Source organism: Aeromonas sp. QDB20, from assembly GCF_027707805.1.
Lineage (GTDB): Bacteria > Pseudomonadota > Gammaproteobacteria > Enterobacterales > Aeromonadaceae > Aeromonas > Aeromonas dhakensis.
On record NZ_JAPCJC010000007.1, the window covers coordinates 124756 to 149884 of the forward strand.

General features: G+C 65.1%; 24 protein-coding genes. 6 read left to right on the top strand and 18 right to left on the bottom strand.

The window, feature by feature from the left end; translation table 11 throughout:
- Nucleotides 1-634: 634 nt before the first annotated feature.
- The gene (locus PG897_RS11400; protein WP_270829011.1) at nucleotides 635-3103 is read right to left on the bottom strand and encodes a bifunctional aspartate kinase/homoserine dehydrogenase II; all 2469 of its coding nucleotides are present in this window, start codon (nucleotides 3101-3103) and stop codon (nucleotides 635-637) included.
- Complete coding sequence (gene metB, locus PG897_RS11405) at nucleotides 3103-4266, bottom strand: cystathionine gamma-synthase (protein ID WP_270829013.1); 1164 nt, start codon at nucleotides 4264-4266, stop codon at nucleotides 3103-3105. Before metB ends, PG897_RS11400 begins: the two co-directional genes overlap by 1 nt.
- Nucleotides 4267-4471: 205 nt before the next feature.
- On the opposite strand from metB, the gene metJ reads away from it, so the two are divergent.
- The 3 genes from metJ (at nucleotide 4472) to PG897_RS11420 (ending at nucleotide 6005) form a co-directional block, all read left to right on the top strand.
- Nucleotides 4472-4795: a met regulon transcriptional regulator MetJ gene (metJ, locus tag PG897_RS11410; protein ID WP_005308521.1), complete on the top strand. Its 324-nt coding sequence runs from the start codon at nucleotides 4472-4474 to the stop codon at nucleotides 4793-4795.
- A 34-nt stretch (nucleotides 4796-4829) separates the two neighbouring features.
- Nucleotides 4830-5582, top strand: a complete 753-nt coding sequence (locus PG897_RS11415) for an AraC family transcriptional regulator (RefSeq protein WP_270829014.1) — start codon at nucleotides 4830-4832, stop codon at nucleotides 5580-5582.
- Nucleotides 5583-5666: 84 nt separating this feature from the next.
- Nucleotides 5667-6005 (top strand): tRNA-binding protein, encoded by a 339-nt coding sequence (locus PG897_RS11420; protein ID WP_054544020.1) that lies wholly within the window; start codon nucleotides 5667-5669, stop codon nucleotides 6003-6005.
- Nucleotides 6006-6077: 72 nt separating this feature from the next.
- Here PG897_RS11420 and PG897_RS11425 read toward each other — a convergent pair whose 3' ends face one another.
- From PG897_RS11425 to nudE, 3 genes are all read right to left on the bottom strand, one after another.
- Complete coding sequence (locus tag PG897_RS11425; protein WP_270829015.1) at nucleotides 6078-7346, bottom strand: aromatic amino acid transport family protein; 1269 nt, start codon at nucleotides 7344-7346, stop codon at nucleotides 6078-6080.
- A 410-nt stretch (nucleotides 7347-7756) separates the two neighbouring features.
- A complete protein-coding gene (gene cysQ, locus PG897_RS11430; protein WP_043763072.1) occupies nucleotides 7757-8569 on the bottom strand; it encodes a 3'(2'),5'-bisphosphate nucleotidase CysQ in 813 nt (270 codons plus the stop codon).
- A 43-nt stretch (nucleotides 8570-8612) separates the two neighbouring features.
- Nucleotides 8613-9221: an ADP compounds hydrolase NudE gene (gene nudE / locus PG897_RS11435; RefSeq protein WP_206219378.1), complete on the bottom strand. Its 609-nt coding sequence runs from the start codon at nucleotides 9219-9221 to the stop codon at nucleotides 8613-8615.
- 138 nt (nucleotides 9222-9359) lie between these two features.
- On the opposite strand from nudE, the gene yrfG reads away from it, so the two are divergent.
- Nucleotides 9360-10028, top strand: coding sequence for a GMP/IMP nucleotidase (yrfG, locus tag PG897_RS11440; protein WP_017787456.1), 669 nt, complete (start codon nucleotides 9360-9362; stop codon nucleotides 10026-10028).
- Nucleotides 10029-10097: 69 nt separating this feature from the next.
- Here the strand turns inward: yrfG and PG897_RS11445 are convergent, their stop codons facing one another.
- The gene (locus PG897_RS11445) at nucleotides 10098-11204 is read right to left on the bottom strand and encodes an NADH:flavin oxidoreductase (protein WP_270829018.1); all 1107 of its coding nucleotides are present in this window, start codon (nucleotides 11202-11204) and stop codon (nucleotides 10098-10100) included.
- A gap of 113 nt (nucleotides 11205-11317) precedes the next feature.
- On the opposite strand from PG897_RS11445, the gene PG897_RS11450 reads away from it, so the two are divergent.
- Nucleotides 11318-12223 (top strand): LysR family transcriptional regulator, encoded by a 906-nt coding sequence (locus tag PG897_RS11450; RefSeq protein ID WP_270829020.1) that lies wholly within the window; start codon nucleotides 11318-11320, stop codon nucleotides 12221-12223.
- On the opposite strand, the gene tyrS is transcribed toward PG897_RS11450, so the two are convergent.
- Nucleotides 12218-13483 (bottom strand): tyrosine--tRNA ligase, encoded by a 1266-nt coding sequence (gene tyrS / locus PG897_RS11455; RefSeq protein ID WP_201882544.1) that lies wholly within the window; start codon nucleotides 13481-13483, stop codon nucleotides 12218-12220. The two genes, PG897_RS11450 and tyrS, sit on opposite strands and share 6 nt — an antisense overlap.
- Nucleotides 13484-13663: 180 nt before the next feature.
- Between tyrS and PG897_RS11460 the strand changes: the two genes are divergently transcribed.
- The gene (locus tag PG897_RS11460) at nucleotides 13664-14479 is read left to right on the top strand and encodes a helix-turn-helix transcriptional regulator (protein ID WP_201882545.1); all 816 of its coding nucleotides are present in this window, start codon (nucleotides 13664-13666) and stop codon (nucleotides 14477-14479) included.
- A gap of 60 nt (nucleotides 14480-14539) precedes the next feature.
- Here PG897_RS11460 and exeN read toward each other — a convergent pair whose 3' ends face one another.
- The 11 genes from exeN to exeD all read right to left on the bottom strand — a co-directional run bounded on the left by exeN (nucleotide 14540) and on the right by exeD (nucleotide 25119).
- Nucleotides 14540-15295: a GspN family type II secretion system protein ExeN gene (gene exeN, locus PG897_RS11465; protein WP_017787452.1), complete on the bottom strand. Its 756-nt coding sequence runs from the start codon at nucleotides 15293-15295 to the stop codon at nucleotides 14540-14542.
- A gap of 59 nt (nucleotides 15296-15354) precedes the next feature.
- Nucleotides 15355-15846 carry a GspM family type II secretion system protein ExeM gene (exeM, locus tag PG897_RS11470; protein WP_005308496.1) on the bottom strand — a complete coding sequence of 164 codons (492 nt, stop codon included), beginning with the start codon at nucleotides 15844-15846 and terminating at the stop codon, nucleotides 15355-15357.
- Nucleotides 15843-17027, bottom strand: coding sequence for a GspL family type II secretion system protein ExeL (exeL, locus tag PG897_RS11475; protein WP_201882548.1), 1185 nt, complete (start codon nucleotides 17025-17027; stop codon nucleotides 15843-15845). Before exeL ends, exeM begins: the two co-directional genes overlap by 4 nt.
- A gap of 119 nt (nucleotides 17028-17146) precedes the next feature.
- Complete coding sequence (gene exeK / locus PG897_RS11480; RefSeq protein ID WP_201882556.1) at nucleotides 17147-18160, bottom strand: GspK family T2SS minor pseudopilin variant ExeK; 1014 nt, start codon at nucleotides 18158-18160, stop codon at nucleotides 17147-17149.
- Complete coding sequence (exeJ, locus tag PG897_RS11485) at nucleotides 18150-18797, bottom strand: GspJ family T2SS minor pseudopilin variant ExeJ (protein ID WP_201882561.1); 648 nt, start codon at nucleotides 18795-18797, stop codon at nucleotides 18150-18152. The genes exeK and exeJ overlap by 11 nt, the downstream gene beginning before the upstream one ends.
- Before the next feature lie 44 nt (nucleotides 18798-18841).
- The gene (exeI, locus tag PG897_RS11490) at nucleotides 18842-19201 is read right to left on the bottom strand and encodes a GspI family T2SS minor pseudopilin variant ExeI (RefSeq protein ID WP_201882563.1); all 360 of its coding nucleotides are present in this window, start codon (nucleotides 19199-19201) and stop codon (nucleotides 18842-18844) included.
- The gene (exeH, locus tag PG897_RS11495; protein ID WP_201882572.1) at nucleotides 19198-19761 is read right to left on the bottom strand and encodes a GspH family T2SS minor pseudopilin variant ExeH; all 564 of its coding nucleotides are present in this window, start codon (nucleotides 19759-19761) and stop codon (nucleotides 19198-19200) included. Before exeH ends, exeI begins: the two co-directional genes overlap by 4 nt.
- Nucleotides 19762-19808: 47 nt before the next feature.
- On the bottom strand, nucleotides 19809-20240 hold the full coding sequence (gene exeG, locus PG897_RS11500) for a GspG family T2SS major pseudopilin variant ExeG (protein WP_005308483.1): 432 nt from the start codon (nucleotides 20238-20240) through the stop codon (nucleotides 19809-19811).
- A 115-nt stretch (nucleotides 20241-20355) separates the two neighbouring features.
- Entirely contained in the window at nucleotides 20356-21576 is a 1221-nt protein-coding gene (gene exeF / locus PG897_RS11505; RefSeq protein WP_011704542.1) for a GspF family T2SS innner membrane protein variant ExeF, read from the bottom strand.
- Nucleotide 21577: 1 nt separating this feature from the next.
- On the bottom strand, nucleotides 21578-23083 hold the full coding sequence (gene exeE, locus PG897_RS11510) for a GspE family T2SS ATPase variant ExeE (protein WP_029301892.1): 1506 nt from the start codon (nucleotides 23081-23083) through the stop codon (nucleotides 21578-21580).
- A complete protein-coding gene (gene exeD / locus PG897_RS11515) occupies nucleotides 23083-25119 on the bottom strand; it encodes a GspD family T2SS secretin variant ExeD (RefSeq protein ID WP_201882578.1) in 2037 nt (678 codons plus the stop codon). Before exeD ends, exeE begins: the two co-directional genes overlap by 1 nt.
- Between the last annotated feature and the right edge of the window lie 10 nt (nucleotides 25120-25129).

The window sequence follows — 25129 nt, forward strand, 5'->3', positions numbered from 1 at the left end:
GCTCCCCTCCATGACAAAGGGCGCCTCGGCGCCCTTTGTCATATCTACAAGGCCCGCTGGAGCGATGTTGCCGGAGAATCCTTGGTCGTTAGGCGTTGCCATGGAATCGCAGGGTCGATTAACTATCAGGGGCAATCGCCCGCTTTACAGCTTTAGAGGATGGTGGATGCAAGCCTGCTGGTCTTGAAGGGGTTTCGCCCGCCCTTCGGGCTGGGACGAGTGACTTTGGAAAGACCCAAAGTCACCAAAGGTCTTCTCCCCCGCTTTTTCGCCCGACTACGTCGGGTACCTTCGCTCACCGCATGTCCGACGGCACACGCCGACGGGCCGTCCATGGCCCGGCGCCACTCGCTCGACATCCTGTCTCGCGACCTGGACAAGCGTACTCGCCTCAGCGAATAAGAGGGGGAGCCAATACCGTGCCCGCTCTTGACCAGTCTGTGCGGAAGCAATGCCCGATCATGCTACCTGTGCAAGTCCGGTTATTACCTGACTCCTGCCAGCAACCTGTTGAAGAAGCTAAAAACAGGCCGCTTACGGGATAGGGAAATCAGCCCGTAGACCTAAAAACCTGCCGCTAAACAATAAAAAGAGGCGCCACTGGCGCCTCTTTGACTGAACGGCTTGTCCGCTGTTACAGGCTGGCACAGATCTGCCAGAGATCGTACTGGATGGCGGCGGCCGTCACTTCCCGGCCAGCGCCCGGGCCCTGAATGACCAGCGGGTTGGTGCGATAGCTGTCGCTCTCGATGGCAAACACGTTGTCGCACGGCAGCAGGTTAGCGAACGGGTGGTGCGGCTCCAGCGCCTCCAGCCCGACTCGCGCCTTGCCGTCGTGCTCGAAGCGGGCGACGTAACGCAGCACCTTGCCGACCCGGCGTGCCCCCTCGAAGGCGGTCTGGATCGGGTCATCCAGCTCTTTCAGCCTGTCCATGAATTGATCCGTGCTCACCTTGCGCAGGGAGACGGGCACCAGGTTCTCCAGCTCGATGTCGGCAGAGTCGAGCTCGAAACCCGCCTCCCGCGCCAGAATGAGCAGCTTGCGGCGCACATCCTGGCCGGAGAGATCCTCGCGGGGATCCGGCTCGGTCAGGCCGTGTTGCCACGCCTCGTCCACCAGCTCGGAGAAGGGGCGACTGCCGTCATACTGCTGGAACAGCCAGGAGAGGGTGCCGGAGAAGATGCCGGAGACCCCCTGGATGCGGTCGCCGCTCTGGCGCAGCATCTGGATGCTGGACTGGATCGGCAGCCCGGCGCCGACGGTGGCGTTGTAGCGCCACTGCACCTGATGGTCACGGCAGGTCTGCTTGATGCGCTGGTAGAACTCGCTGTCGGCGGCGCCGGCAAACTTGTTGGCGGCGATGATGTGAATGCCGAGCTGGGCAAAGTCCGGGTAGTAGCGGCTCACCGTCTCGCTGGCGGTCATGTCCAGCGCAATCAGGGTATCGAAGCCGTGCTGCTCCAGCTGGGCCAGCAGCTCGGGCCAGATCAGCGGCTTGGGATTGAAGTTGTCCTGCACCTTGAGGGGATCCAGCCCCTCTTCATCGAGCAGGCCCCCTTCCGAGCTGAACACCCCGTAGAGGGTGAGTGCCAGGTTCAGTTCATGCTCGAGCCGCGCCTTCTCGCGGGCATAGAGGTTCAGCCAGTGGCCGCCGATGTTGCCCTTGCCGAACACCACCAGGCCGACCCGGTTCGGGCGGCTGAACAGGGCGCTGTGCAGGGCGATCAGCAGCGGCTCCAGCACCACCTGGCGCAGCACGGCCACCAGGCTCAGGCCATCTTTGGCCACCTGCACGAACTCCAGCGGCTGATCCGCCAGCAGCTGGTAGAAGCGGTGACACTGCTCGGCGTTGTCGGTGACGCCGGCCCCCACCAGCGCCACCAGGCTGTAGCCTTCGCGCTGGATAAGAGCGGTGAAGCTGCCCTGCAGCTGGAAGTCGCGCAGCAGCTCGAACGCCCCCTGTGCCACCTCGAGGGTGTAGGCGAGACGCAGGATCCGGCGATCCGGCTGGCGCTGCAGGGTGAGCGGGTTGAGGCGATGGCGGGCCAGATAAGCCTCGATGGTTGCCACTGTCTGCTCAAAGTCAGTCTGCGGCAGCACCTTGAGCTCGATGAGGGCGATCTGATCCACCGAGGAGACGATGCGGGCGCCGCCGGAGCGCGGGGCACGGCGCAGGATGTGGGTGCAGCCCTCGTCCGGGTTGTAACTGCAGCGCAGGGTGAGCCGCTGGCGGCTGTCGGCCACCGGCTGCAGGGTGCGCGAGTGCAGCACCGAGGAGCCGAGGCGGGCCAGCTCGTTGGCTTCGGCGAGGCTCAGGCGCTCCAGCAGGCGCGCCTCCTTGACCCGGCGCGGGTCGGCGCTGTAGACCCCGGCCACGTCGCTCCAGATGGTGGTGGATTCGCCGTCCGCCAGCAGGGCCAACAGGCTGGCGCTGTAGTCGGAGCCGTTGCGACCGAGCAGCAGGGAGCGTCCCTCCATGTCGGCGGCGATAAAGCCGGTCACCACGATGCGGCCGGCGTGTTCCGCCAGCCGCGCCTTGAGCAGTTCGCTGGACAGCGCGGTATCCACCTTGACCAGGGCGCCATCCTCAGCGCGCAGGAAACTGCGGGCATCGAGCCAGATTGCCTTGTCACCGCGACTGGTGAGCAGGGCCGCCAGCAGGCGCGCCGACCACACCTCGCCAAAGGCGAGCAGGCCGTTGCGCTCGAAGCGGTCAAACTGCCCCTCCAGGGTCTTGGCGATGAGCTGCATGTCGTCGGCCAGCTGCTGGCTCAGTTCGAGGTGAAGCTCTCCTTCCAGCAGACCGTCGATCAGGCTCTGCTGATAGGCCTGCAGGGCCGAGATGGCCTCGCCGGCGGCTTCATCCCCGGCTTCGGCCAGCTCCACCAGCTGGATCAGCCGGTTGGTGGTCTTGCCGGCGGCGGAGACCACCACCAGCTCTCGCCCGCCCCCCTGCTGCTCGGCTTGTTGTTCGAGAATGCTGGCGACCCGGCGGTAACAGACCGGATCCGCCAGACTGCTGCCACCGAATTTGTGGACGTGACGTCGCTTCAAGCCTGCTTCTGTTGCCACCGCGATCTCTCCTTGTTGCTGCTGTTCCATTACTTCGCCACCTGCTGTGCTTGTGCAAACGCCGCGGCCAGATCGGCCACCAGATCCTCACCGTGTTCGATACCGACCGACAGACGCAGCAGCTGGCTGCTGATGCCTGCTGCCTGCTGGGCGGCCGGGGTCATGGCCCTGTGGGTCATGCTGGCCGGATGGGCCACCAGACTCTCCACCCCGCCGAGGGATTCGGCCACCGAGAAGAGGGTGAGGGCCGCCAGGAAGGCGCGAATGCCCGCCTCGCTGCAATCGAGCTCAAAACTTAGCATGGCGCCGAAACCGGACTGTTGACGGCGCGCAATATCGTGGCCCGGATGGCTCGGCAGGCTGGGGTGATAGATGCGTTTGACCAGCGGTTGCTGCTGCAGAAAGGCAAGGATACGGTCGGTGTTCTCCTGATGGGCGCGCAACCTGGGAGCCAGGGTGCGCAAGCCGCGCAGGGTAAGGTAGGAGTCGAACGCCCCGGAGGTGAGCCCCAGACAGTTGGCCCACCACACTAGGGAGTCGGCCAGCTCGGGTTCCTTGGCGATCGCCACCCCGCCCACCACGTCGGAGTGGCCGTTGATGTACTTGGTGGTGGAATGCACCACCAGATCGGCCCCCAGCGCCAGCGGCTGTTGCAGCAACGGCGAGAGGAAGGTGTTGTCCACCGCCACCTTGGCCCCCGCCGCGTGGGACGCCTCGGCGATGGCGGCGATGTCCACCACCCGCAGCAGCGGGTTGGAGGGGGTCTCCACCCACACCAGCGCCGGTTTTTGCGAGAGCGCCTCAGCCAGTGCCGCCGTATCCCCCTGATCGACGAACTGCACCCGGTAGTGGCCCTTGGCCGCCAGGTACTCAAACAGGCGCCAGGTGCCGCCGTAGCAGTCGTGGGGGGCGATCAGCAGATCCCCCGCCTTGAGCAGGGCGGTGGTGACCAGATGGACGGCCCCCATGCCGGTGCCGGTCACCACGGCGCCGGCGCCCCCTTCCAGCGCCGCCAGCGCGTCCGCCAGATTGGTGCGGGTCGGGTTGCCGGAGCGGGCATAATCGTATTGACGGGGCTCGCCAAAGTCGGCAAAGGTGTAGTTGCTGGAGAGGTAGATGGGCGGCACCACGGCACCGTGTTGCTGGTCTGTCTCAATCCCGGTGCGCACTGCCAGGGTGGCCTTGTGGGTCATGTCACTCTCCTTGATGTCTCTTCACACGCTGGCATCTTGCTGCCACACGTCATCCCGCCATTGCAGGCTCATGGTGAACCACACTACGCCAGCTTAAAAAGGCCGTCAACACTTCCAGACGTCTAAATGGCTTTGCTGTTGGATTGCCATTAAATTCCTTAAGGGTTAAAATCCGCGCTCACGGCTAAACGAGAACAGGTGGATCATGGGTACAGAGTGGAACGGCGACTACGTCAGCCCCTACGCGGAACACGGCAAGAAGAGCGAACAGGTCAAGAAGATTACCGTCTCGATCCCGCTCAAGGTGCTGAAGGTGTTGACCGATGAGCGCACCCGCCGTCAGGTGAACAACCTGCGTCATGCGACCAACAGCGAGCTGCTCTGCGAAGCCTTCCTGCACGCCTTCACCGGTCAGCCGCTGCCCTGCGACGAAGATCTGCGCAAGGATCATCCGGACAGCGTCCCTGCCGAGGCGCGTGCCATCATGGAAGCGCTGGGCAAAGAGATCGAAGATTTCGACGCCGAGTAATCTGCAGCAGATGCCAGACAGCAAACCCCCTTCGATGACGCGGCCCCTGGCCGCGTCATCGCTATCCGCCCCTTTCAGCCTGCGTCGCTACCAGAGCGACGTCTGCAGCCACAGCCACGACCATGCCCAGCTGGTGATCCCCCTCGACGGTCCCATCGAGATCGAGGTGCAGGGCCAGGGGCGGCGGCTCGCACCCGGTTTTGCCTGCATCATCGCCCCCGGTGAGCGGCACGACTACGCCGCCGATCCGGCGCTCTCGTTTCTGGTGCAGGAGAGTCACTGGTTGCCCGGCGAGCTGGGCGAGCGCCCCTTCATCGAGCTGGACGAGGCCCAGCGCCACTACCTCGCCTTCCTGCACCGCATGGTGGCCGAGGGGCGCCACGTGGCCGGCATGGAGCAGGTGTGGCTGGGTCTGCTGGCAGAGGCGCAGCAGGCAGGCTCGCGCGGCCGTGCCCGCCTCGCCCCGCGCATCGGCAAGGTGCAGCGTCATATCGAGGCGCATCTCGCCGAACCTCTCAGCAACGAGCGGCTGGCCGCCATCGCCTGCCTCGGCCAGAGCCAGTTCAAGCACGCCTTCCAGCAGCAGGTGGGGATGAGCGTCTCCCACTACATCCGGGCGCGGCGCATGGCGCTGGCGCGTACCCTGCTCGCCCACACCGCTCTGCCCATCGGCGACGTGGCCAACCGCTGCGGTTACCAGAATCAGGGGGCCTTCGGCGAGCGCTTCCTGGCCGAAACCGGGGTAACCCCTTCCCTCTGGCGCCAACAAAACGGCCGCTTGCCGTAACCGGGCGGCCGTTTGCCGAAGACGGCGCAGGTGGTTTCGAGGCATGCTGAGGCTCATGCAAGGTATGGGCAACGAGGAGCCAAGATGCAGACCATAAGCTGGCAGGATTTCGAGATGGTGGAGCTCAGGGTGGGCACCCTGGTGCGGGTCGAGCCCTTCCCCGAGGCGCGTCGCCCGGCCTACAAGGTGTGGGCGGATTTCGGCCCCGAACTCGGGGTGCGCAAGAGCAGCGCCCAGATCACCGACCTCTATCGACCGGAGGAGCTGGTGGGCCGCCAGATCGTCGCCGTGGTGAACTTCCCCCCCAAGCAGATAGGCCCGATCCAGTCGGAGTTTCTGCTGACCGGCTTCTACCGGCCGGATGGCGCCGTGGTGATCGCCATCCCCGAGCAGGCGGTGGAGAACGGCGCCAAGCTCGGCTGAGGCCACAATCGGACGGATACAAGAGAGGCGACCCTGGGGTCGCCTCTCTCTTTTGCGGCGGGTTGCTCGCCGTTACTTCAGCAGGCTGAAGATCAGCGCCGACACCGCCAGCGAGCCGGTCAGCAGGATGAAGCCGTTGGCCCAGCGCTGGCGGAAGCGGGCCAGCGCCTCCACCTTGTAGATGGCCACCACCGGCATGATGAACAGGATCATGGCGATCACCGGGCCGGAGAGGGTCTCCATCAGCCCCAGGATCCCCGGGTTGATGATGGCGGCGCCCCAGATGGAGAAGAACATCAGGGCGATGCCGAGCTTGTCCGCCTTCGCCAGCGACAGGCCGGTGGGCTTGGCGATCAGGCTTTTCAGGCTCTCGCGGGCACCGAGGAAGTGACCGAGGAAGGAGGAGCTGATGGCGATGAAGGCGATGAGCGGCCCCAGGGTCACGATCACCGGGTTGTCGGTGATGTTGGCGAGATAGGAGAGCACCGAGACGTTCTGGGCCTTGGCCTCGGCCAGCTGGGCCGGCGAGAGGCTCAGCACGCAGGAGAAGACGAAGAACAGCACGAAGCCCACCAGCATGACGGTAGTGTTGCGCAGGATCAGGCTGCTCTTGGCTTCCGCCTGCTCGCCGTACTCCCGGCGCTGCACGTTGGCAAAGCCGGAGATGGCGGCGGCGTGGCTGAAGGCGAACACGGTGACCGGCAGCGCCAGCCAGACGGTGTTGAGGAAGCTGCCGCCCTCCAGGCTGCCCAGCTGTGGCCACTGCCACTGGGGAATGAGGTAGCAGGAGAGCGCCGCCAGGATGGCCGCCAGCGGATAGACCATGACGGCAAAGGCGCGCAGCATCGCCTTCTCACCGGCCAGCATCACGGCGATCATGGCAAACACCAGCATGCCGGAGAGCATCACCCGGTTCGGGGTCGCCATGCCGAGCTGATTGATCATGAAGCTCTCCACCGTGTTGGTCAGCCCGACCCCGTAGATGAGCAGGATCGGGAAGATGGAGAGGAAGTAGAGCGCCGAGATGAGGCGGCCGGCCATCTTGCCGAAGTGCTCCTGGGCCACCTCGGTGAAGTCGGCGTGGGGGCGCGAAGAGGAAAGCACGAAGCGCGCCAGCCCGCGGTGGGCCAGGAAGGTCATGGGGCCGGCCAGTACGGCGACCACCATGAGGGGCCAGATCCCGCCCAGTCCCAGGTTGATGGGCAGGAACAGGATGCCGGCACCGACAGCGGTGCCAAACAGGCTGATGACCCAATGGGTGTCGTGACGGCGCCAGCTGCTGGCAGTCGGGGTGGATTGGGAGGCGGACAGCTCCCGGGAGGCTTCTGCAGATAAACTCATCGGTAAACCACTTTCACATAGTATTAAAATCTAAAAATATTGTGCTCCTTTAGAATTTAATTCTCAAAAATGGACAGTGGCAGATCTCACTGGCTGAACCGAGGTTTACCAGTGAGATTGGGCGAGAGTTGGCGGGTGCGCAATTTACTTAATCCCGAAAACATTGATAAATAAAAATATAAAACCAAATTGTCATTCAGGTTTGATTTTTTATTTTGGTGAAATGAATCTTTCCAGAATTACATGAAAACATGAACCAGTTAATTCTGCATGATTGAGACGATCCACTACCACAATCCAATTAACCAGCGAATGAAACTGAAGACTCCGCAAAAAGACAGCAGAACGCACCAAGCAATCAGGCGACCCTGAAGCCGCCTGATGGTTGCATATGGTACTCACGTCAGGGCTCAGTGGGCCAGGATCCTGCCCCAGGCGAGCTCAGGATCCCCCATCACGATGAAGTCCGGGTTCTCCAGCGATTCCGTCTCGTTGTAACGCAGCGGCTGCAGCGCCAGGCTGAGGATACGGCCACCCGCCGCCTCGACGATGCACTGGGCGGCGGCGGTATCCCACTCCCCGGTGGGGCCGAGCCGCACGTAGCAGTCGGCGACCCCCTCCGCCACCAGGCAGGACTTGAGGGAGCTGGAACCCAGCGGGATCAGCTCGTAATGGATGGCAGGGTTGAGGCGACGGGTCAGGTTCTCCAGCTTCTGGCGGCGGCTGATGGCCACCACCAGGGAGTCGGGCTGATCGTGCTCATGGTGAATGGCGCTGATGGGGTGCACCTCGCCGTTCGCCTCCTTGAAGGCGCCGTGACCGCGCACCGCCCAGTAGAGCAGGTCCGACTCGGGGGCATAGATGACCCCGAGCACCGGCACATTGTCCTGCACCAGGGCGATCAGGGTGGCGAAGTCACCGCTGCCGGCGATGAACTCGCCGGTGCCGTCAAGCGGGTCCACCAGCCAGTACTGGCGCCAGTTGGCACGCTGGCTGAAGGGGATGTCGGCCGCCTCTTCCGTCAGTACGGGCACATGGGGAGTGAGCGCCGACAGCGCCCGCTTGAGGTAGGCGTCGGCAGCAAGATCGGCACTGGTGACCGGGGTCGCATCCTCCTTCAACTGGCGCTCGAACTGACCGCCGCGATAGATCTCGTGAAGGATCCGCCCCGCTTCGCGGGCGATCTCCTTGACCTCCGGTATCCAGGCCAACAACTCCTGCATAGTCCTGCCCTCTGTCTCTGATTACCAAACAGCCCCGAACGGGCTAATCCTCCTGCTCCGCCAGCCACTTCTGGGCCAGCAGCAGGGCGCTGATACTGCGCGACTCGGTGAAGTCGGGGCGCGCCAGCAAGTCGTCGATGCGGTTGAGGGGCCAGGGGATCACCTCGAGGGGTTCGGGCTCGTCGCCGACCCGCTGCTCGGGGTAGAGATCCCGCGCCAGCAAGATGTCCATCCGGCTGGAGAAGTACCCCGGTGCCAGAGACACCTGCTTGAGCAGGGTCAGGCTGGCGGCCCCGAAGCCCGCCTCCTCCATCAGTTCCCGGTTGCCCGCCTCGACGGCGCTCTCGCCCGGGTCGATCAGTCCCTTGGGAAAGCCCAGCTCGTAGGAGTGAGTACCCGCCGCGTACTCGCGCACCAGCAGCAGGGTATGGGCATCGAACAGGGGCACCACCATGACAGCGCCCCGGTTGCCGCCACGCATCCGCTCGTAGACCCGCTCCTCGCCGTTGGAGAATTTCAGGTGCAGGGACTCCACCTTGAACAAGCGACTCTCGGCCACTATCTCGGCCTTGAGGATCTCTGGCTTGCTCTTGTCGTGGGCCATGGTCTCGGCACTGAGGTGCACGGGGTTGCGCTTGCGGGGATCGCTCATCGGGGCTGGCTGCTCGTTAAAAAATCGTGTTTCAAGAGTAAACGACTCCCCTCTCAAACACCACGGGGCAAGGGTGGGAAAGCGGCGGGAAAAATCCGTTATAATGCCCGCCCGTTTCGACCCGACCACCGAGGCCCCATGCCGACCCCACTGCCCTGGCACCAGATAGACACTGTCCTGCTCGATATGGATGGCACCCTGATCGACCTCCATTTTGACAACCACCTCTGGCAGCAGCTGGTCCCCGAGCGCTATGCCGAGCGACTCGGCCTGCCGCTGGCCGAGGCCAGAGTGCAGATCGAGGCGCACTACCAGGCCGTCAGCGGCACCCTCGACTGGTACTGCGTGGATTACTGGAGCGAGACGCTCGGGCTCGACATCCGCGCCTTCAAGCAGGAGATCCTGGAGAAGATCCAGTGGCGCCCCAACGTCATCCCCTTCCTGGCCGCGCTCAAGGCCGCCGGCAAGCAGCTGGTGCTCTTCACCAATGCCCACCCTGCCAGCCTGTCGGTCAAGGATGCGCACCTCGGCCTCGCCGAGCACCTCGATCTGATGGTGAGCACCCACGAGCTGGGCTGGTCGAAGGAGAGCCAGCACTGCTGGCAGGCACTGGCCGAGCGGCTGGCGTTCGACCCGGCCCGCACCCTGTTCGTGGATGACAGCGAGCGGATCCTGCGCGCCGCCGCCGATTACGGCATCGGCTACCAGCTCGCCATCCAGAACCCGGACAGCCGGCAGCCCGAGCAGCGCATCACCGCCTTCCCGGCGATCCGCGACTACGCCGAGCTGTTGCCGCTCGGCACCTGATACGCTCAAGGCCCTCATCGCGAGGGTCTTGTCATATCAGCTCAGCAGCCAGTCCGCTGATTAAAGCCCTCAGGCCGCGTCGCGCGGAGCCAGCACCCCCATGCCGGCCAGGTAGTCGAGGGCGCTCGGGGTGAAGCCGATCTCGGCGAGGTGCGCCGCCGTGAAGGGAGCGCGCAGCAGGGGCAGGCCGCGGCTCACCCGTTCCATCCAGTCCGGATTGCCGATGGCTGCCGTGCCCACCGCTACCAATTCGGCGCCGCCGGCCAGAGCCAGCTCGGCCGAGGCGGCGTCGTGGATCTTGCCCGCCACCATGAGCGGCACCCGCCCGGCCAACCCGACCCGCACCGCCTCCAGCAGGGCGCCGCCATCAGGATCCCCCGCCACCGCCTTGAAGCTGTCCCCCATGGAGAAGTGCAGGTAGTCGATCCCCTCGTCCGCCAGCAGGTGCGCCACCGCCAGCTGATGGGGCAGCTCTATGCCCTGGATATGGGCATAGTTTTCGGGGGAGAGGCGCACCCCGACCAGAAATTCCCGGGGCAGGCGGGCGCGGATGCCGCGCACTATCTCCACCAGGATCCGCGCCCGGTTGGCGATGCTGCCGCCCCAGCGGTCGGTGCGACGATTGTGCAGGGGGTTGAGGAAGTTGCAGAGCAGGAAGTTGTGGGCCCCGTGCAGCTCGACCCCGTGCAGGCCGGCGGCATGGGCCCGCTCGGCGGCGCGCACGAAGGCTTCAATGAGCGTAAGAATCCCCTCCTCCGTCAGCCCCTTGACCCCGAGCGGGTAGCGCCCACCTGGTGCCAGCTCGCACGGGCCGACCGGCGCCCCGTCGTTCAGTTCGGGCAGGGCCCGCATCCCGCCGTGATGCAGCTGCACCACCGCCAGCGCCCCGGCCTGCCGCGCACTGTAGGCCAGGGCCGTGAAGGCCTGCTGCTGGGCGTCGGTCATCAGGGCCGGCTGCCCCGCCCAGCAGCGTCCGCCAGGCTGCACCTGGGTAGCGGCGGCGATGAGCAGGCCGAAACCGCCCCGGGCGCAGCGCGCCAGCCAGTCGAGCTCGGCCTGAGCGGGATCGCCGCCGGCGCCGCTCATGTTGTGGGTCAAAGGAGCCAGCACGGCCCGGTTCTTGAGCCGCAATCCGGCCCGTTCGAAGTGGAAGCTGTCGCCAAGTGTCTTGTTCATCGCCCTCTCCCGGGATCGCAATGGAATGCCGCCACTATAAACCGGGACAATCAGGATATAATCAGGCACACAAGCAAGGCATTCATTCCCATCAAGACACAATAGGCCGCCCCATGAGTCACCACAAGCTCGACACCCTCTACCTGATGCGCCTGCTGGTCGCCATCGTCCGCTGCGGATCCTTCGCCGCGGCGGCGGCCCAGCTCGGCATCACCCCGAGCAAGGCGTCCAAGGATCTGCGCCACCTGGAGCAGAGCCTCGGCAACACGCTCCTGAGCCGCACCACCCGCCGGGTGCAGCTGACCGACGCGGGAGAGCTCGCCTACCGCCAGGCCGACCAGATGATCGCCCTGCACGAGCAGCTGCTGGACGGCCTGCAGCGCCGCCGCTCAGCCCTGTGCGGGGAGCTGCGCATCACGGCGCCGGATCTGTGGGGCGAGGTGGTGCTGACCCCGGTGCTGCTGCGCTTTCGCGCCGACCACCCCGAGGTGCGGATCATCGCCGACTTCAGCAATACCCCGGCCGACCTGCTGCGCGACAACCTGCACGTGGCGTTTCGCAGCACCGAGCTCGGCAGCCAGCCCTATCTGGCGCGCCCCATCGCGGTGGACGATCTGGTGCTCTGCGCCAGCGCCGACTACCTGGACCACCACCCGCCTTTGAGCGAGCCGCAGGATCTGCAGCAGCACCCCCTCATCACCCGCTGCCAGGAGTACAGCCGCCACGAGCGCTGGACCCTGCTTGCCCAGGGGCGCGAGATCCCGCTGGAAGTGGCGGGCGAGCTGGCCTTCAGCAGCAAGAAGGCGATTCACCAGGCGATGCGCCAGGGGCTGGGGATCGCCCGCCTGCCGCGCTACCTGGTGGCGGCCGAGCTGGCCGAGGGGGTGGTGCGCGAGGTGCTGCCCGACTACCGTCCCAAGGGGACCGGCTTCTATGCCCTCTACACCCAGCGCCGGGCCGAGTCGGCCCTGGTCGGCCACTTCCTCGACTACGTCATCGAGGCGCTCACCCCCTCATGAGCGGATCACCAGGTGGTACTGCTTCTTGCCCCGGCGCAGCAGCAGATAGCGGCCGAACAACCAGTCGCCGTCGGTCACTTGCCCATCCTGGCGGATTGCACCGTTGAGGCTGACCGCCCCCGCCGCCAGCAGCTCGCGGGCGATGCGCCTGGAATTCGCCAGGCCGCACTCCACCAGCAGGGTCACCAGATCCGTTTCCCCCTCGATGGGGCTGCTCGGCAGGCCATCCTGGGCCAGCTGGGCCAGATCGCTCTCGCCAAGGTGGGCCACGTCACCGCTGAACAAGAGCTCGCTGATGCGCCGCGCCGCCGCCAGTGCCCCCTTGCCGTGCACCAGCTCGGTCAGCTCGTCGGCCAGCACCTGCTGGGCCAGTTTGCGCCCCTGCCGCTTCGCATCCTCCGCCTCCAGCGCCTCAATCTCGGCCAGCGCCATAAAGCTGTAGTAGCGCAGGAAGCGGTAGACATCCTCGTCCGCGGTGCCGAGCCAGAACTGGTAGAAGGCGTAGGGCGAGGTGAGCGCCGGATCGAGCCAGATTGCGCCCCCCTCGGTCTTGCCGAACTTGGTGCCGTCCGCCTTGGTGATGAGCGGCAGCGTCATGCCATAGACCTGGGCCTGATGCAGCCGCCGGGTGAGATCCATGCCGCTGGTGATGTTGCCCCACTGGTCGTTGCCACCTATCTGCAGGGTGCAGCCGAGACGCTGGTTGAGCACGGCGAAGTCCTGGGATTGCAGCAGGGCGTAGGAGAACTCGGTGAACGAGATGCCCTGATCCGGGCGGGCGAGGCGCTGGCGCACCGACTCACGGGCCAGCATGGCGTTGACCGAGAAGTGCTTGCCGATGTCCCGCAGAAAATCGAGGGCGGACATCTGCCCCATCCAGTCGGCGTTGTTGACCAGCAGCGGCGCCGCCAGCCCGTCGCTGGCCGGCAGCAGCGCTTTTATCTGGGCCGACAGGCTGGCTACCCAGCCCTGCACCGTCTCGGCGCTGTTGAGGCTGCGCTCGGTTGCCTTGAAGCTGGGATCGCCGATAAGGCCAGTGGCACCGCCCACCAGCGCCACCGGGGTATGGCCCGCCAGCTGGAAGCGGCGCAGCATCAGGAGCGGTACCAGATGGCCGATGTGCAGGCTGCCGGCGGTGGGATCGAAGCCGCAGTAGACGGTGCGAGGGCTGGCAAGATGGTCGGCCAGCGCCACCGGGTCAGAATTCTGGGCTACCAGGCCGCGTCGGGTCAGCTCATCGAGCAGGTGGGGGTTGATCATGGGTACTCCAACAGCAGGGGGAAAAGCCCACATCCTCGCCGCTCCGGCGCGCGCCGAATATGTCCCCCAGGGGACAGTTTTGCCACTCTCGTGCTAGCATCCGGCCATAGTGTGACCATCGCACGACTATTGCGGGGAGCCTGCCCGCCACCCGGAACTTATTGCCATGACCCAGCGCCCATGATCCAGCCACTCGCCACAGAAGCCCTGACCCGCAGCATGACCGAGCTGGTCGATGCCCTGCATGGCAGCGGCTTCCCGGCAGCCCTGGTGCGCCTTATCCAGCAGCAGGTGGCGTTCGACTGCGCCCTGCTGCTCGGGGTGGGGCTGCGCCCCGTCTACCTCTACGACAACCTGCATCATCAGCGGGCCCTGCTGTTCGATCGCTACCTCACCCGCCACTTCAGCCAGGATCCCTTCATGCAGGCGCTAGAACGGGGGCTGGGGGCCGGGGTCTGGACCCTGGCGCAGGTGTCGCGGGGGCGACTCGATCCCGAGTATCGCCACCACTTCTATCAGGCCACCGGCTGGCAGGAGGAGGTGGGGCTGATCCTGCCGGTGCGCGGCGGCCTCACCCTGATGCTGTTTCTCGGGCGACTCGACAAGCGCAGCTCCCTCAGTCGTGACGAACTGGCCCGACTGGATGCGCTGTTTCCGCTGGTGCACTCCCTGTGCCGCCAGCACTGGCGGGAGGAAGCCGCGTTGTTGGCCCAGAGTCCGGCGCTACCGGGTGGTGCCGATCTCAAGGCAACGGTGGAGCAGGCTATCGCCAGCGTGGGGGGCGCAAGCCTCACCCGGCGCGAGCGCCAGGTGGCGGGATTGCTGTTGCAGGGGCTGGATACCGAGGCCATTGCCGGTGCGCTCGGCATCGGCAGCGGCACGGTGAAGAATCATCGCAAGCACCTCTACGCCAAGCTGCACCTGCGTTCGCGGGCCGAGCTGTTCCGCTTCTTCCTCAATCACCTCATCACGGCGCCGGCCGCCGCGGCCCCATAACGACACCACCCCGCCGAGGCGGGGTGGTGTCGATGCTTGCCAGCTCAGACGGCAAGGCCGTCAGATGCGGCCCTGGTAGCGCAGCGGGAAGCGCCCCTGACCGTCGGGCTGGCCGAGGAAGGGCAGCCCCTGCTTCATCTGCTCCGGCAGCTCGGGCCCGGGTTTCAGGGTGCCCTGGAACAGGTACTGACGATTGGCCTGCAGCTCCAGCTTGCCCTGCACCTGTACCGCCTCCGAGCCCTGCTTGAGCTCGGCTACCAGCCGGGAGTCGATGCAGGTCAGCTTGATCTCGGGATCCCCCAGCACCAGCTTGCCGGCCGGGGTATCGGCATCGGCCCCGTACCAGTAGAGGTTGCCGTAGAGGTTGTCGCACCAGGGGTTTCCCTGGGCAAACTGATCGAGCTTGAGCTGCAACTGGCCAGCCACGGTCACCGGCACGGGCAGCTGCATCGGCACCCGCGCCAGCAGCCAGGGGGCCGGCACGTTGAGGGTGATGTCGCGGCCAAAGGCGGCGCCGCTCCAGCCGACCACCCCCTGCCCGTTGAGGCCGCTGCGCTCGCCAAAGCGCAGGGAGACTTCAGGGGCAAAGCGCAGCAGCGACCAGCCGTTGAGCTCCCAGCGCAGCTGGGTCAACGACTCGCTGGCGTATTGCAGGCGGGCAACCTGGCCGTTCCAGAGGGTGCCGCTCACCCCTTCCAGCTGCACCAGGGGCGGCAGCGGCAGGTAGCGCACCACCAGAGAGGCCGGCAGCTTGGCCAGCAGGAAAACCAGATAGGCCGCCAGAAACAGCACGGCAATCAGCACTCTTTGCTTCATAGAAAACGACTCGACTGCAAACGCCCGTTCAGGCGCGGGGCCGCTCGGGACGCGTTGTTTCATTGGGGACGGCTCAGCTGCAAGCGGCGTACCTTGACCAGACCGGGCGCCAGATTCTCGCTGGCCAGCTCGATCACCTGCACCTGCACGCCATGGCGATCCGCCAGGGTCGCCAGCCAGATCAACAGATCATCGAACGCCACCGTGTCGATCCATACCTGCAGCTCCTGGCCCTGGGGCTGCAGCCGGGCAATCTTGATCTTCTGGTTGAAGGCGGTGCGGTTGACCACCCCTTCCAGGGTGCCGCTGGTATCGAGCTGGCGGCCCTGGCCACCCTGCAGCGCCAGCACCTCTTCACCCTTCTCTTTCAGCCAGGCGAGAGTCTGCTGCTGGCTCAATACCTGCCGCTCACGCTCGTCGATGCGATTGCCGATGGGCTGCCAGATGACCCAGTAGCAGAAGCCGATCAACAGTACGCTGCCGCCCACCGCCACCAGCCGCTGCTCGCGGGCGCTGATGCTCCGCCACCAGCCTTGTAGTTTGTCCATCATGATGATTTACCCTTCAGCACCAGTGCCCCTTCGACCTTGCCTTCGGTGCTGCGCACCTCCCCCTGCTGCACCTCGAAGCGCTTGCCGGCCAGCTCGCGAAAACGCTCGATCTCGGCAAAACCGGGGGCCGTCACCTGCAGCCTGAGCTCGCCGCGAGCCGCGTCGAAACGCAGCACCTCGGGCTTGAGGCCAGGTACTTCGGCGAAGGTAGGGGCCAGCTCGGTCAGCACCATCAACACCCCGTCCTGGGGCGTCTGCCCCAGCTGCTGGAGATGCTGGGTCATCTGGCTGCGCACGTTGACGATGCGGCTCTCCCCCGGGAAGATCCGGGTATAAACCTGCCGGATCTCCGCCTTGAGCGCCTTGTCCTGCTCCGCCAGCTGATAGAGCTGCACGCCACGCTGGGCGAACGCCACCACCAGCAGCGCCCCGGCCACCACCGCCACCTTGCGCCACTGCTGCCAGTAGCGGGAGTATTCGGTCTGCGGCCGGTATGGCCCCTGCAGCAGGTTGGCCTGACTGGCGAGCGCGCCCCGGGCCAGCAGCAGCATGGGCAGCTCGGGATCGGCCGCCTGCCAGCTGGCCGCTGCAATGGCCGGCGGCGGGGTATGGCTGTGAATGGTCACCGGCGCCGGCTCCGCCGCCAGCAGCATGGCCAGCAGCGGCTCGTCGGCGACGATGCCCTGACAGGGGCCCTGGCGCAGCAGCCACTCCTTGCCCAGCTGCAGCGCCGACCAGCCGTCGACCGCCTGCGGCAGCGCCAGCACGTCCGGCAGCAGTTGCCGGCTCTTGAGACCGGCCTGCTCCAGCCAGCCGAGCCAGGTCTGCATCTTCTCCTTGTCGACCGCCATCAGGTCCACCTCGTGACCCTGATGACCCAGCACCACCAGGTGCAGCTCATCCACGTCGGAGGCGATTTGCTCCTCCAGCAGATAGGGCAAGGCGGCCGCACTCTGGCGGCTGTATTTGCCCGGCAGGCTCACCCGCCGGAAGATAAGATCGCTGCCGGGCACCAGCACCACCGCCGGGCGGCCACCGGCCCGCTCCTGCAGCTCGCCAAGGGCATGGGCCGAGGCCAGGGTACCGGAGGCGATCACCTCCTCTTCCCCGCCCGACCACACCAGCCACTCGACCGGCTGCTGCGCATTGGTCCCCAGACGGATGACCAGACTCTCGCTCACTAATGTCTCTCCTGCCATGCCCGCTCGCATCCCTCGGGATGGGCGGGCGCGCAGCCATGGGCTGCAGTCCAATCGGGGGATGGCGCGGGCCGGCCAACGGCCGTCGCCCGCCTCCCTTGTTATTCGGCGCCGCCGTTCAGACGGCGCAGCATCACCAGCTTGTTGTCCTTGCCGCGCACGAAGACGCTCTCCAGCCGGGCGCGGGTGTCGCCCACCTCGGCAATCAGCTTGGCCTCGAAGTAGCTGCTCTTGACGTCCAGCGCCGCATCCAGCCCCGGAATGGAGCTCACCTGCAGCGGCATCTGGTCCGTCATCTCCTTCTTGTTCTTCCATCCCTTCTGGGGGCGGCTGGTCAGCACCCGCTTGGCATCGTCCAGTCCCACCTTGTCCAGATAGAGCGCCACCAGCAGGGCCGACTGCTCCGGCCGGATGGTGTTGACGTTCACCACCAGCTTGTCGTTGGGCAGGGCGCACACATAAGGCGCCAGTCGGGCATAAAGTTTGGCGCTCACCCCGCGCACCGCCCGCAGCTCGTCGGTGCCGAGCATCCACTGGTTGGCGGTCAGATAAGGGGGGGTGAGCCCTTCGTAATAGGCATCCTCGGCGCCGTAGCTCGACACCAGCACGGTATCCTTGTCGGTCCAGTCGCGGATGGCATCGGTCAGCTGCACCGCTTCATAATCTTCCACCTCGAGCTGCTTGAGCAGCGCCTTGAACACCTTGACCGGATAGGGCTGCTTCTCCAGATCGTCGCCGCTGATCCCGTCCTTCAACGGCACGCTCAGGCTGTTGAGGTTGAAGCAGGATTGCAGATCACGCACCCGGCCGGTGAGCTTGCCGTCATCCACCGGGAAGACCGCATCCTGGCGCGCCCAGTTCTGCCCCAGGCTGACCACGTTGGGGTCGTCCTTGAAATCCTGGGCCAGCACCTTGCTCACCAGCGCCTCCGCCGACATGGCATACCACCAGGCCTGCTTGCCGGCGGTGAGATTGGCGGTACGGCGCAGCTCCAGCTGCAGGCGGCCACTCATGTTGCTGGCGATGATCACCATCACCGACAGGATGAGCAGCACCACCAGCAAGGCCATGCCCCCTTGGCGGCCCGGTGTGGTGCGGCCGCGCTTAATTGCCATTGTCCGCTCGCTGGCCGCCAGCGCCGATCAGGAACTGGCGACGGATGGTACCGTAGTCTTCCAGATCCAGCTCCACCGCCAGCCCGTAGGGCAGCACGTTGCGCTGGGTCCACTCCTCTTTCCAGGCACCCTTGTCGTAGAAGTAGAGCCGCAGCGCCGTCACCCGCTCCAGCATCGGCTGGATGCGCGGCTCGGTGCCAATCACCGGATCCGGGTAGAGGTAGCTCAGCCGCTCCAGCTTGTGATCCTTGAGGCGCCAGCCGACCCGCTGCAAGCCGGAGCGCGGCAGCATGCCGTCCGGGTTGAGCCAGCCGCCGCGCATGAAGGCCATGCCCCAGTCATCGCTCTGCTGGCCGAAACGGGAGGCCGCCAGCAGCACCTTGTTGTTCTCACCGTCGATGCGGCCGCTGCGCGGCACCATCTGGGTGATGTCCCGCTCCAGCACGGAGAAGGCCAGTTGCAGCTCGGAGAGACGAGCTTCCTTGCGCTTGGCCACCTCGTCGCTGGTGAGCACCCCTTGCAGCACCTGATAGGCGCCCAGGCTCAGGCCGGCAAAGATGGCGATGGCCACCAGCATCTCCAGCAGGGTAAACCCCGCCTGACGCCGGCTCATGGAGACTCGTTGGTGAATGTTCATCGGCTGATGCCGGCTCCGGCTTATGGAGACACCTTGATGCAGGTTCATCGGCTGATATAGGTCCGGATCGTGGCCACCGGGCTGTCTGCCTTGGGCGCGGTACGCACTTCCATGTCCAGCGCCTTGAAGTTGCTGTCGGCGGTAGCGACGCCGCGATAGCGCCAGTACCAGGTCTGGCCCGCCATCTGCTCGTCCCCTTCCACCCAGCTGTCACCGGGCCACTTGGCTTCGAGCTTCTGCTGCACCAGCTGGTTCTCCACCACCCAGGTCGCCAGGGTCTTCTGTTCCAGATAGTTGAGGCCGGAGAGGTGCTCGCTGGCGGTCTTCATCACCGCCAGCCCGGCGATGGCGAACACCGCCAGCGCCACCATGACTTCCAGCAGGGTCATGCCGCGGGCGTTCATTCCTCTTCCTCCTCATCCTGCAGCAGACGCAAGCGGCCAAACTCGTCCGCCTTGACCGTGCGCACATAGCGCAGATCGTCGTCCTGCTGGGTCAGGGTCAGCACGAAGGGGGTCAGCTCGCCACCGGGAAAGATGAACACCTGCGGCGTGCGCTCCTTCTCGTCGCGCCCCTTCTCGTACTTCTCGTCGGATTCGGTCCGCCAGCTGAAGCCCTCGAGCTCGATGGCCAGCCGCATGTTGTCGGGCAACTCGACCCGATCCAGCAGCTTGTCGCCGCTCATTACCTGCCACTTGCGATCCTTGGCCGAGCGCTGCATGAACTGCCAGCTGTTGTCCTCAACACGCAGGCCCACCAGCCGGCCATCCATCACCGAGTACTCCTGCGCCTGCTGCAGCACGGCCATGAAGCGGCGCGCCTGCTTGTCGAGCTCTCTATCCCCCCTGGCGCCGCCCATGCTGAGGGTCACGGCAGTGGCCACCAGTCCCATCAACATGGCGACCAGCAACACTTCCAGCAGGGTAAAACCGGCCTGGCGACGGGCAGAAGAGGCCACCTTCATTCAGGCAGCCCCGGCATGACTCGGTGAGCGCGACGCGGCGGGATCACTTATTGGAAATCCTTCAGGTTCCAGTTGCCGATGTCGTCATCGGTACCGGCTTCGCCATCCAGCCCCATGGAGAAGATGTCGATCTTGCCGAACTGGCCCGGACTCAGCATCTGGTACGGGTTGCCCCAGGGATCCTGCGGCAGGCGCTTGATGTAGCCCCCTTCGCGGTAGCTGCGCGGCTCAGGTGCGGCGGTCGGTTTGTTGACCAGCGCGTCCAGCCCCTGCTCGGTGGTCGGGTAGCGGTTGTTGTCCAGCTTGTACATGTCGAGGGCGTTTTCCAGCGCCACTATGTCGGAGACCGCTTTCTGCTGGTCGGCCTTCTCCTTATTGCCCATCAGGTTGGGCACCACCAGGCTGGCCAGGATCCCCAGGATCACGATGACCACCATCACTTCCAGCAGGGTAAAACCCGATTGACGACGCTTTTGCATGACTTACTCCCTCACGAAATGAGATGGCATGAACCATCAACGATTAACTGTTAAACCACGATCGTTCGATTGAATTTGCAGGTTCGAATAGCGAAGGGCTTTCGGGCGCCCGAACCTACAGATTCACCATGTTGTTGAGCTCCAGGATCGGCTGCAGGATCGACATCACAATAAACAGCACCACCCCGGCCATGGAGACCACCAGCATAGGTTCGAACACCCCGAGGGCGATGTTCACCTGGGTTTCGAACTCCCGATCCTGGTTGTCTGCCGCCCGCTCCAGCATGTTGTCGAGCTCGCCGCTCTGCTCACCGGAGGCGATCATGTGCAGCATCATGGGCGGAAAAATTTTGGTTTCATCCAGCGACTTGCGCAGGCTGGTCCCCTCCCGAACCCGCTCGGTGGCCTCCCCGATGCGCATGCGGGCAAAGTCGTTGGAGAGCACTTCGCCGGAGATCTTCATCCCCTCCAGCAGCGGCACAGCGCTGGCGTTGAGGATGCTCAGGGTACGGGCGAAGCGGGCGGTGTTGAGCCCACGGCTGACCCGACCGATCACCGGCAGGCGCAGGATCAGCTGGTGCCAGTGACGGCGACGCTTGTCGTCGGTCAGCCACCAGCGCCAGACAAAGCCACCCACCAGCAGCAGCAACAGGAACCAGAGGCCGTAGTGCTGCATCAGCTCGCTGGTACCGATGAGGAAGCGGGTAGTGGCCGGCAGTTGCTGGCCCATGTGTTCAAACTGGGCCACCACCTTGGGCACCACGGCGGTGAGCAGGATGGAGATGACGCCGATGGCGACGCAGGTCAATACGATGGGGTAGATCATCGCCTGCAGCAGCTTGGTGCGCATGTGCTGACGCTGCTCGGTGTAGTCGGCGAGGCGGTTGAGCACCTTCTCCAGGTGACCGGACTTCTCGCCGGCCGCCACCATGGAGCGGAACAGCTGATCGAACACATGGGGAAAGGCCGCCAGCGAATCGGCCAGCGAATAGCCCTCCACCACCTTGCTGCGCACCGTGGCCACCATGCTGCGCAGGTGAGCCTTCTCGCACTGCTCGGCGACGGCCTTGAGCGCCTCTTCGATGGTGAGGCCGGCCCCCACCAGGGTGGCCAGCTGGCGGGTGATCATCGCCAGCTCGGCGGTGCTGGCACCACGGCGGAACAACACGAAGCGGTTCGCCTCGCGCTTGGCCTTCTCGGTGGTCTCGTTCACCTCGAGCGGGGTCAGCCCCTGCTCGCGCAACAGCTGGCGTACCTGGCGGGCGGAATCCCCCTCCAGCACGCCGCTCTTGTTGCGTCCCTTGCCGTCGAGGGCCTTGTATTCGAATGCTGCCATCTCAGTCTTCCCGGGTCACGCGCAGCACCTCTTCGAGGCTGGTCTGCCCCTTGAGTACCTTGTCGATGCCGTCGCGGCGGATGCTGGGAGTGTGACCCCGGATCAACCGCTCGATGGCCAGCTCGCCGCTGGCGCTGTGGATCGCCTCGCGCACCGCTTCGTCGATCACCACCAGCTCGTGGATACCGGTCCGGCCGCGATAGCCGGTGTGGTTGCACTGCTCGCAGCCCACTGGCCGCCACACCTGCTGATCCGGCGCCAGCTCGATGCCCATGGCCAGACGCTCCTGCTCGGTGATGGGGCGCGGCGCGCGGCAATCGGGGCAGAGGGTGCGCACCAGCCGCTGGGCCAGTACCGCCAGCAGTGAGGAGGAGAGCAGGAAGGGCTCGATACCCATGTCTCGCATCCGGGTGATGGCGCCGATGGCGGTGTTGGTGTGCAGGGTCGACATCACCAGGTGGCCGGTCAGCGACGCCTGCACCGCGATCTGGGCGGTCTCGAGGTCACGAATTTCCCCCACCATCACCACGTCCGGATCTTGGCGCAAAATGGCGCGCAGGCCGCGGGCGAAGGTCATGTCCACCTTGCTGTTGACCTGGGTCTGGCCCACCCCTTCGAGGTCATATTCGATGGGGTCTTCGACGGTCAGGATGTTGCGATCCCGCGAATTGATCTCGGAGAGGGCCGCGTAGAGGGTGGTCGACTTGCCCGAACCGGTCGGGCCCGTCACCAGAATGATGCCGTGGGGCTTGCGAATGAGTTCGCTGATGATGTTGCGGTTGGCCAGCGTCATGCCGAGCTGCTTGAGCTCGAGCCGCACGTTGTTTTTGTCCAAGAGACGCAGCACCACCCGCTCGCCGTAGCTGGACGGCATGGTGGAGACCCGCACGTCCACCGCCCGGCCGCCGATGCGCAGTGAGATGCGGCCATCCTGCGGCACCCGCTTCTCGGCGATGTCCATCCGCGACATGACCTTGATGCGCGACACCAGCAAGGAGGCGAGCTTGCGATGGGGCCGCAGGATCTCCCGCAGCACCCCATCGATGCGAAACCGGATCACCAGGGCCCGCTCGAAGGTCTCGATGTGGATGTCGGACGCCTCTTCTTTTATCGCCTCGCTCAGCATGGCGTTGATGAGGCGGATGATGGGGGCATCGTCGTCGGCATCCAGCAGGTCTTCACTCTGGGGCAGCTCTTCGGCCAGCGCGAAGAAGTCCATCTCGTTGCCGAGATCCTCCATCAGCTGGCGCGCCTCGGAGGAGTCGCGCTGGTAGTGGGCCATCAGCAGCTCTTCGAAGGCCTCGCCGTCCATCTGCTCCACCGTGAAGGCGCAGCCCGCCACCCGCCGCACTTCCAGCAGGGTTTGCGGCGTCACGCCCTGGCGGCAGAGCAGCACCGGGGCCCCCTGCCGCTCGGTCAGGATCACGCCGAAGTTGCGGGCGAAGGCAAACGGCAGCTCGGGCAGGGCTGCCGGCATGTCGACGCCATCCAGCTGGTATGCCGCCATTACTTGTTACCCACGAATGGCTGCACCGAGTCGATTGTCGTCTGCTGGTGCTGCTTCATCTGTTCAATCTGCTTTTGTGCCTCGGGCGATGTTGTCACACCCTGGCTGTACTCGGGCAGCACCTGGCGCTTGGGCGAGGTGAGGTAGCCCTCCTGCGCCGCCGCCTCCTGCTGCTCGGAGCGGAACTGGGTGTACTTGTTGCTGGAAACACCTGTGTAGATGTTGGCATCCCGCAAAATGGTGGGCCGGATAAAGACCATCAGGTTGCGCTTGGAGGTGCTGTTATTGGTCGAACGGAACAGATAGCCCAGCACCGGGATATCGCCGAGCAGCGGCACCTTAGAGACGGTTTCGCTGGTTTTCTCATCCATCAAGCCGCCCAGCACTACTGTCTCGCCGCTCTTCACCAGCACAGCATTCTTGATGGTGCGGGTATCGAAGGTCGGGCCAAGTGTTGCAGTCCCCTCGGCTGGTTTGTTCGCTACGCTGGAGACCTCCTGCTCGATGTTGAGCAGCACGGAATCCCCCTCGTTGATCTGCGGCGTTACCACCAGCTTGGTGCCCACCGTCTTGCGTTCGATGGTGTTGAACACCTGATCGCTGGTGGTGGAGCTCTGGGAGCCGCTCTGCACCGGCACTTCCTGGCCGACGTTGAAGGAGGCTTCCTTGTTGTCCATGGTGACGATACTCGGGGTGGAGAGAATATCGCTCTTGGAGTTGGTCGACAGGGCCGTCACCAGCGCGGCCCAGTTGCCGTGATAGAAACCGGCCGCCATACCGTTGAACTCTTTGGCCAGCGAGGCCAGGCCAGTGGTGGTCCCGTTATCCTTGTAATCCTTGGCGGCGATGGCCACCGAACCAATTGGCAAACCGGTATTGGTGAACTGGGTGCCGCCGCCATTGGTGTTGGCCCACTGCACCCCGAGGTTGAGGCCGTCGCCATCGGCGATCTCGACGATGATCGCCTCCACCAGTACCTGGGCACGGCGGATGTCGAGCTTGGCGACCACCTGCTCCAGCTCTGCCATCACGTCCGGCTGGGCGGTGATCACCAGCGCATTGGTGGTCTCGTCGGCGGAGATGGCCAGCTTGCCACCGCCGATGCTGGCACCGCCACCCCCTGTGGTGGTGGCCGCGCCGCCCTTCTTGTCCGCCTCGATGCTGGAGCTGACGCCCTTGAGCACTTCCACCAGATCCTTGGCCTTGCCGTATTTCAGATAGAAGACCCGGGTGTTGCCCTGGCTCTGCAGGTCACGGTCAAGCTGGTGCACCATCTGGATGATGCGGGCGCGCGCCTTGGGCTCGCCGCTCACCACCACGGAGTTGGTGCGCTCGTCGGCCACCACCTTGGGGGCCAGCAGCAGGGAGGTGTTGGCCCCCTGGTTGTTGCCGTCCTTGTTGAGGTTGGTCACCAGCCGCACCATTTCACCGGCGGAGGCGTACTTCAGCTTGACGATGTCCACTTCCTGGTCGCCCGCCTTGTCGACCCGGCGCACTACTTCCACCAGCCGGTTGACCACGGCGGCGCGGCCGGTAATCAACAGCACGTTGGAGGGATCGTAATGGACCACGTTGCCGCCGCCGGCGTTGTCGTTGAGCTGGCGCAGCAGCGGCGCCAGCTCGCGCACCGAGACGTTGCGCACCGGCACGACCCGGGTCACCATCTCGTCGCCGCTGCCGGGGTTGCTCTCGTCCACCACCGGGATGGCGGAGGTCTTGGCATCCTTGGAGCGCACCACCTTGAGCACACCGTTGTCCATCGGGACCACGGCGAAGCCATAGACGTCGAGCACGCTCAGGAAGAACTGGTAGTACTGGTCTTCGTTGAGCAGGTCATAGCTGCGGACGTTGATCTTGCCCCGCACCGACGGCTCTATGATGATGGTCTTGTTCAGGTTCTTGCCGACCGTGTTGATGAACTCTTCGATGTCGGCATTCTTGAAGCTGGCGGAGTATTCGGTGGCCCAGGCTGAGCCTGCCATCATCAACGCCGCGGCCACGGTGGCCAGACGCCAGCCCTTCCCTTTATTTGTCATTCTTGGTGCT

Excerpts from the sequence above, each read along its gene's own strand:
- exeM (WP_005308496.1), bottom strand. The coding sequence starts at position 15,846 with ATGATGGACAAACTACAAGGCTGGTGGCGGAGCATCAGCGCCCGCGAG.
- PG897_RS11460 (WP_201882545.1), top strand. The coding sequence starts at position 13,664 with ATGATCCAGCCACTCGCCACAGAAGCCCTGACCCGCAGCATGACCGAG.
- exeK (WP_201882556.1), bottom strand. The coding sequence starts at position 18,160 with ATGGCAATTAAGCGCGGCCGCACCACACCGGGCCGCCAAGGGGGCATG.
- nudE (WP_206219378.1), bottom strand. The coding sequence starts at position 9,221 with ATGAGCGATCCCCGCAAGCGCAACCCCGTGCACCTCAGTGCCGAGACC.
- exeD (WP_201882578.1), bottom strand. The coding sequence starts at position 25,119 with ATGACAAATAAAGGGAAGGGCTGGCGTCTGGCCACCGTGGCCGCGGCG.
- exeI (WP_201882563.1), bottom strand. The coding sequence starts at position 19,201 with ATGAACGCCCGCGGCATGACCCTGCTGGAAGTCATGGTGGCGCTGGCG.
- PG897_RS11415 (WP_270829014.1), top strand. The coding sequence starts at position 4,830 with ATGACGCGGCCCCTGGCCGCGTCATCGCTATCCGCCCCTTTCAGCCTG.
- PG897_RS11400 (WP_270829011.1), bottom strand. The coding sequence starts at position 3,103 with ATGGAACAGCAGCAACAAGGAGAGATCGCGGTGGCAACAGAAGCAGGC.
- metB (WP_270829013.1), bottom strand. The coding sequence starts at position 4,266 with ATGACCCACAAGGCCACCCTGGCAGTGCGCACCGGGATTGAGACAGAC.
- cysQ (WP_043763072.1), bottom strand. The coding sequence starts at position 8,569 with ATGCAGGAGTTGTTGGCCTGGATACCGGAGGTCAAGGAGATCGCCCGC.
- exeJ (WP_201882561.1), bottom strand. The coding sequence starts at position 18,797 with ATGAACATTCACCAACGAGTCTCCATGAGCCGGCGTCAGGCGGGGTTT.
- exeN (WP_017787452.1), bottom strand. The coding sequence starts at position 15,295 with ATGAAGCAAAGAGTGCTGATTGCCGTGCTGTTTCTGGCGGCCTATCTG.
- PG897_RS11445 (WP_270829018.1), bottom strand. The coding sequence starts at position 11,204 with ATGAACAAGACACTTGGCGACAGCTTCCACTTCGAACGGGCCGGATTG.
- PG897_RS11420 (WP_054544020.1), top strand. The coding sequence starts at position 5,667 with ATGCAGACCATAAGCTGGCAGGATTTCGAGATGGTGGAGCTCAGGGTG.
- tyrS (WP_201882544.1), bottom strand. The coding sequence starts at position 13,483 with ATGATCAACCCCCACCTGCTCGATGAGCTGACCCGACGCGGCCTGGTA.
- PG897_RS11450 (WP_270829020.1), top strand. The coding sequence starts at position 11,318 with ATGAGTCACCACAAGCTCGACACCCTCTACCTGATGCGCCTGCTGGTC.
- exeH (WP_201882572.1), bottom strand. The coding sequence starts at position 19,761 with ATGAAGGTGGCCTCTTCTGCCCGTCGCCAGGCCGGTTTTACCCTGCTG.
- metJ (WP_005308521.1), top strand. The coding sequence starts at position 4,472 with ATGGGTACAGAGTGGAACGGCGACTACGTCAGCCCCTACGCGGAACAC.
- exeG (WP_005308483.1), bottom strand. The coding sequence starts at position 20,240 with ATGCAAAAGCGTCGTCAATCGGGTTTTACCCTGCTGGAAGTGATGGTG.
- yrfG (WP_017787456.1), top strand. The coding sequence starts at position 9,360 with ATGCCGACCCCACTGCCCTGGCACCAGATAGACACTGTCCTGCTCGAT.
- PG897_RS11425 (WP_270829015.1), bottom strand. The coding sequence starts at position 7,346 with ATGAGTTTATCTGCAGAAGCCTCCCGGGAGCTGTCCGCCTCCCAATCC.
- exeE (WP_029301892.1), bottom strand. The coding sequence starts at position 23,083 with ATGGCGGCATACCAGCTGGATGGCGTCGACATGCCGGCAGCCCTGCCC.
- exeF (WP_011704542.1), bottom strand. The coding sequence starts at position 21,576 with ATGGCAGCATTCGAATACAAGGCCCTCGACGGCAAGGGACGCAACAAG.